This window comes from Phocaeicola fibrisolvens (assembly GCF_025567125.1).
Lineage (GTDB): Bacteria > Bacteroidota > Bacteroidia > Bacteroidales > Bacteroidaceae > Phocaeicola > Phocaeicola fibrisolvens.
On record NZ_JAOQJI010000084.1, the window covers coordinates 1 to 6,702 of the forward strand.

The following is a 6,702-nucleotide window of genomic DNA, read 5'->3' on the forward strand; positions in this document are numbered from 1 at the left end:
AGATACAAAAAAGCCAGCTAATTCGCAACACTTTGTGTATGAATTAGTTGGCTAATTTTATATTATTTACTGAATGTCCCAAATTATATTTCATTTTGAGACGGCCTCTTCATTATAGTTTGTTCTAATTCGTTGCAGTTGATTACAATATCCTACTTGCCGATGCAGTATGTGTACATCTTTGATTATCAATAGTATAGCGCTCTAAAAGGTACAACCAGTAGGTTGGCAAGTATCTGAGAATGTGTAAGTTAGTGATTTTTAGCACCATTCTCGGCTTGTACCTCCATTTTGGAAAGTAAAAGTAAGTGTAATTTCTTGAATATCAAAATGTGCGGTACAAAAACTTGTGAAAAATGCCGTTTTTTGATGAGAAAAGGTACAAAAACACGGCAGATTCAAGTTAATAGAGATATTATTCGTATAAGCTAAAAAAGAGCTTTCAAGATGCTTGGTCTTGAAATATTATCACTATCTTTGTATAAACAATATTTTATTTGTTATATGTGTAATAGCCGACTTATGAATAATATAATATCGTTTAATTTGTCAACTCCGGATGATGTAGCGAAGCAAATTGCCGCTAAAGTAAAAGTACGGAGATTGGAGTTAAATCTAACTCAAGAAGGCATAGCTACAAGAGCCGGCCTCAAGTTTGCTACTTACCGTCGGTTTGAACAGACTGGGGAAATATCTTTAAAGGGGTTGCTTCAAATAGGATTTGCCTTAAATTCGTTATCAGAATTTGACGCTCTTTTTGCGCAAAAGCAATATCAATCCTTAGACGATGTATTAAACGAACAAAATGTTATCCGAAAAAGAGGTAAGAAAAATGAGTAGAAATTTTATAACCAAAGAGAGTGACTGTTTAATGATTAATAAAAAAGAATATCTTTCTCAATTGTCATTCAATAGTTCACGCATTCGTCAAGACAAAAAGATTGAACTGGATATGAAACAGGAGTATTCTGGACGTGAATTGTATGAAATGATTCAGAATGCAGATGACGAAGGTTCTCCTAAAATTGAATTAGTTCTAACTGACGATAATCATTTTCATATCAAGAATTGGGGAAACAGGCCCTTTACCGAGGAAGGGCTGTTGTCAATAATGCGCTCATTTCTTTCAACGAAAACAAAAGAATCATACAAAAATGTGACCGTGCGACCTATTGGGAATAAGGGGTTGGGCTTTCGCTCTTTGCTTAATTGGAGTGATAAGATAACTATCCATTCTAATGGCGTTCAATGTTCATTTAGTGAAGAAATTGCCAAAAGCGAGTGGAAAACGATAAAAGATGAAGGACTAAGGAGAGGCATTCTAACACAGAATGATGTAAATGACTTTGAAAGAGAACGTCCTAATAACTTACCATTACCTATATTGTCAATTTCTAGAATAGACGATGATGATATTACAAAGCAAGGTTGTTTTGATGTAAATGGAACTTGTACTACTGATGTGGAGATTTTTTGTCAAAGTCAATCAGTGGTTTCAGATATAGATTTTAAATTGTCTTCACTTCCTTGTTCGGTTTTATTGTTCCTCAGGAATATTGAACGTGTTGATATAGATAATAAGGGTAAAAAAAGAGTTATAAAAAGGATTAAAGCAGAAGTTATTGATGAGGGGATTGAAAAAGTTACAATTAGTGATAATGACGAAAACATATGTTTTGCGGTGTGCAAATACCAGTCCAATGATAGAGCATACGAGGTAGGAGTCGCTTATCCAATGACAGAGTTTAACTATGAGCATTATCTTTATTCATATTTTCCAACACAAGTTAGGTTAAATGTTCCTGCAATTTATCATGGGACTTTTGAATTAAACGCATCTAGAAATCATTTGGTCAATTCGGAACATAATAAAATTGTATTGAAGAAACTCGGAGAAGTAGCTGTGAAGTTATCCGAAAATTTAGTCAATCATAATTTGCTGAATGGTGATAATTGGGTTCCATTTAATATTTTGAATTTTACGTATGCTGATATAGATGCGGCATTGCTATCTTCATTGGCAGAATCAATAAAAAATAATTTGGAGAGAATCAAAATTTTTCCTCTGATAAATTCTAGTTTCTCTTCTATTGAATCCACGATTAGGCTTGGAGACAAATTAGCTGATTGGTTATTAGAAGCAAAGCCGGAAATATATAAAAACACGTCGCTAAACAATCATCTTATTGCTATTACCCAGGAAATATTTTCACTTGATAGATATTTATCTAAATATGTTTTAGATAAAATCAATATTAGGCTTGGTGATGTGGCTGATAGCATACAAACCATAGCAAATAATAAACTTTCACTTGAAGAAAGGGTTGGGTTTATAGACGCTATTGCAGATTGCAGTGTGAATAGCATAAGTATAAGCATCCTTATTGATGCAAAAGGAGAAATTATAGATGTAAATAAAGATAATCCGGCATATGTGCTTAGTATGTCGGGAAATACCGTTTTACCAAAATGCTTATCAATAAAATCTGTTGATTCTGAACTAATCAACAAACTCCAAGAAAATTGGCACTTGCAGAATATTCGCCAAGTAACGGAAAAACTACAAAAAATAACATCGGTAATAAATGGAGATCACACTGCAATTCGTAAAAAGATAGAGGCCTGGTCTGCAAAAGAGATGGATTATGAAGGAATGTGTGAAGTGTTGAAATGGGAATTTGAACATCCAACAAAGGACGCAACAGCTTTTACGTCGGAGCTACATTTGATAAATCGCTTAGGCAATCCAAGAAAGGCGTGTTCTTTGCTTCTTGAAGAACCTACATTTTCTCGTGATCTATTTACAAAAATAGATGATAAATGGTTATTGTTAGGTTCGCTGTCAGAATGGAAAGAAATTTTAGGTGCTAAAACTGAAGAAGAAACATTGCATTTTTTATACCACAACATAGGTGTGTCACAAAGAGTTCCTACAGATCATGTTTATTTTGGGAACAAATCGGCATATTTGGATGAAGTAAGGGATAATAATAGTAAATCTCAAATAGATAATTACTATTGTAATAATTTTGACCAATATAATCAAATATCAAAAACCTATAATTATTCATATGTTCCCGATGTCGAGTTTTTATCTAAATATAGCTTATCTGAGGCGCTTGGACTTATTTTGAAAGATAAAAGAGTGTTGTCTGACATTATGAATAATAGTATAAGCTTGTTTTATCGTTCTATAAAATCGGAGACGGTTCGCTACAGTTACTCTGCATACATATTGAGAGCCATGCCCCAATTTTTACCACTCCAAACTTCAGTGATCCAATCAACAAATTTTGGCTGTGGCGTGAATTATAATTACCTGGAAAATACGCTTTTCCTTGATAGAATAACCCAAATTAATCCACTTCTTGTCACATTGGGAGCGCAGAAAAATATCGGTAGTCTTTCCTTAGAACAGTTATATAAACTTTTATCTCAAAAGGTGGATCCTTATGGTATTCAAAAACGATATAAAGAATTAAGGGAGGCTATTAGAAATAATAATGAAGATGAATTATTATTGCCTAAAATAAGAGATAAGTATCTTACTCATGTGTGGGCAAGATTACAAGGAAATCTGGAATGGAAACCTGTTGAGGAGGTTTATTATTGGGATAATGATCAGTTGCCGCAAGTTATACTGTCAACACTCCCTAAATTGGAAATTGGCAATCGCGTGGGAGAGGATTCTGTTTCAAAAATATTTGGTGTAAAATTGGCTAAGAATATAGCTATTTCATTTAATAATTATATCAACAACGAGAATCTTTTAAGAGAGATGAAAAAATATCTTTCTGAAAGAATTAAATATTTTCTTGCGTTTAGAATAGGTGATGACATAAAGGATATAAAACTTATTCGTCAGTCAATAAGTTCATTGAAAAGTTTATGCAATAACCTGCATATTTACACTTCTGCACAATATGATTTTAACAGAGAACTACATTATATGAAAGAAGGCGATGTATTGACTTCTTTTGAAAATGGAGGAATGCACTTTCATATATGTTCTTCTTACTATAATTGTATCAATGCAATCTCCGATCCTGTATTTAGCGAGAATCTTAATGAGGCTGTTTGTATGGCTTTGAAAGTGACAAGCAATACGATGGCCAACTATTTTAGAAATATTATCACGCACGATACACATTATATAGAGTACATCATTAAAAAGGACGTCTCACCAGAAGTTTGGACTTTAACTCTTAAAAGTTTGGGCATTAGCGAGTATGAACAGAATTTTTGGAAGTCATATTCTGATTCTCAAGATACTAAAATCAATATATCAGAATTAGCGGAGCATATAACTGATGCAAAAGAATTTATTCATAGCATATATCCGTACCTTGATTTGCCTGAAATATATACAGGAATTGAAGATCTTAGACCATTTGAACAATATAACTTGTTGCTCAGTATGAAGGTGGACGATTGCTCAATATTGGGGAATGATGGTCTTAAAACTTTTTATCAAGAATCATTTATTGCAATACGGAATCAATATTTTGTAAAATATAAATCTTATCTATACGGTGAGACTTCAAGGCGGATTGCTTCTAATAAACAAGATGCGTTATCTTGTATAGAGGATTATCGAAATAAATGCATGGCTTTTTCTGAACCTTTTTTTGAAGAGAAAGTAAACGAAATAAAACTAACACTGATTAATAAGGATAATCTTAATGAGATTATGCAAGAAATGGTTCAAAGTAAGTTTAATTTTTCTCTTAACAATTATAATTATGAAGTGATTGATATACCGACAACTATTTTGCCAGAATATGAAAAGATCCTTGATGAATTTCATATGTCAGAAGGAATCCTTAATCAGACTGATGCTCTTATTGCGAAATTTAAAGGATTGGAAGATTTATTTAGATTTAGGCTAAAGAAATATGATGAGTTAGATTCAATCAATCACAAGAAAGAAGATGCAGGTGATGACACAAATAAGGTGGCGATAGAAATCGCCAGATGTCATAGTGTATTACGTGATTTAAACTCCGAAATAAAGACAGGCAACAATAAGAAAAATCAAAATGGATATAAGTCTGATAGGTCAAAATATCTTATAGGGAAAAAAAGCTGAAATAAAAACATTTGAGGCGATGAAATCTTGTGAACAATATGAGGATGTTTATGGCTGTTCGACAATACTTAATAAAGAAAGTGGTAATGATAATTTACATTACGATATCATATATAGAAAGAAGGGAACTCCAAAGACGGATGTGAGATACCTTGAGGTAAAAAGTGGTAATCCTATTTTCATGTCTTGTTCGGAGTATCAATTTGCATTAGATAATTCTGAACATTATGATCTTGCTATATATCATGATGGAAAAGTATCGATTGTTGAATCTCCTTTTAGTTCAAAGAATGGTAATATATCTTTAGAAGTGCAACCTGAGACGTATCAACTGACTATAGAATGGGATTAATTCCACAATTCTATATTAAGTATGTAAAATTGTAACATATTATAATGTAGGAATGAATTACATAAAACAAATAGAAATCATTTATGATAATCGACTAGTCGGTCGTTTGGCTTTGACCAAAGAAGGATTATGTGCTTTCGAGTATTCAACCGAATGGCTTGGCTCCGGTTTTTCCATATCACCATTCGAATTACCCTTGAAAAGCGGTGTCTTTATAGCCAAATCTCGTCCGTTTGAAGGAGGATTTGGTGTTTTCGATGATTGTTTACCTGATGGATGGGGATTGCTTATTTTAGATAGATACTTGCAACAAAAAAGTATCAATCCACGGACTTTAACTTTATTGGATCGCCTTGCATTGGTAGGTTCCACAGGACGCGGAGCATTGGAGTTCCGTCCGGACCATAGTGTGGTGACAAGACAGGATTATGCCGATTTCGAGAAGTTGGCGTTGGAAGCAGAACAAATATTGGATAGTGACGATTATACGGGCGAAGGTATCGAGGAGTTTCAAGATCGCGGTGGTTCACCTGGAGGTGCACGACCCAAAATCTTCGTTCGCTATAATAACAAGGAGTGGTTGGTAAAATTCCGTGCCAAACGAGACCCACAGAGTATTGGTATAGATGAATACCGTTATTCGCTTCTTGCCAAGCAATGCGGAATTGAAATGCCGGAAACACGTCTCTTTGAAGATAAATATTTTGGTGTGGAACGATTTGACCGGATACCAAATAGCAAATTGCATGTAGTAAGCATGGCTGGCCTTATAGGTGCTGATTATCGTTTACCAAGCATTGATTACGCTCACATATTTCAAGTTTGTGCCATGCTGACACATAGCGTGGCCGAGCTGTGGAAGGTCTACCGACTGATGGTATTCAACTATCTGATAGGCAACAAAGATGACCATGCCAAGAACTTTGCCTTCATTTATCGTGATGGGGATTGGCATTTTGCTCCGGCTTATGACTTGCTGCCTAGCGATGGCATCAATGGCTTTCGTACTACTTCAATTAATGATAAGATTGAACCAACGAAAGAGGATCTGTTTGCTGTAGCGTTGCAAGCAGGATTGAATAAGAAAGATATTTTATCTGATTTTGAAAAGATTAGAAATTTTATAGTATATAAATATTGAGGCTATTATCCAATATGCAAATTCATTAGTGTCCACTAAAAAATCATAGTAGTTCTTTGAAATTATTGAGATTCAATTTGTTATGAGTAATTTTGGGGAGAACGGATTTGAATTTACTTT

4 protein-coding genes are annotated in these 6,702 nt (G+C 33.9%); all 4 read left to right on the forward strand.

Annotation, left to right across the window (positions count from 1 at the left end; genetic code table 11):
* Positions 1-522: 522 nt before the first annotated feature.
* From OCV81_RS17320 to OCV81_RS17335, 4 genes are read left to right on the forward strand one after another with little or no spacing between them, the layout of a single operon-like run.
* The gene (locus OCV81_RS17320; RefSeq protein WP_148331089.1) at positions 523-840 is read left to right on the forward strand and encodes a helix-turn-helix domain-containing protein; all 318 of its coding nucleotides are present in this window, start codon (positions 523-525) and stop codon (positions 838-840) included.
* Positions 833-5,089, forward strand: a complete 4,257-nt coding sequence (locus tag OCV81_RS17325) for a sacsin N-terminal ATP-binding-like domain-containing protein (protein ID WP_148331090.1) — start codon at positions 833-835, stop codon at positions 5,087-5,089. Before OCV81_RS17320 ends, OCV81_RS17325 begins: the two co-directional genes overlap by 8 nt.
* Positions 5,090-5,108: 19 nt before the next feature.
* Positions 5,109-5,441: a protein NO VEIN domain-containing protein gene (locus OCV81_RS17330; protein ID WP_148331091.1), complete on the forward strand. Its 333-nt coding sequence runs from the start codon at positions 5,109-5,111 to the stop codon at positions 5,439-5,441.
* Between the two features lie 52 nt (positions 5,442-5,493).
* Complete coding sequence (locus OCV81_RS17335; protein WP_148331092.1) at positions 5,494-6,582, forward strand: type II toxin-antitoxin system HipA family toxin; 1,089 nt, start codon at positions 5,494-5,496, stop codon at positions 6,580-6,582.
* The last annotated feature ends 120 nt before the right edge of the window (positions 6,583-6,702 follow it).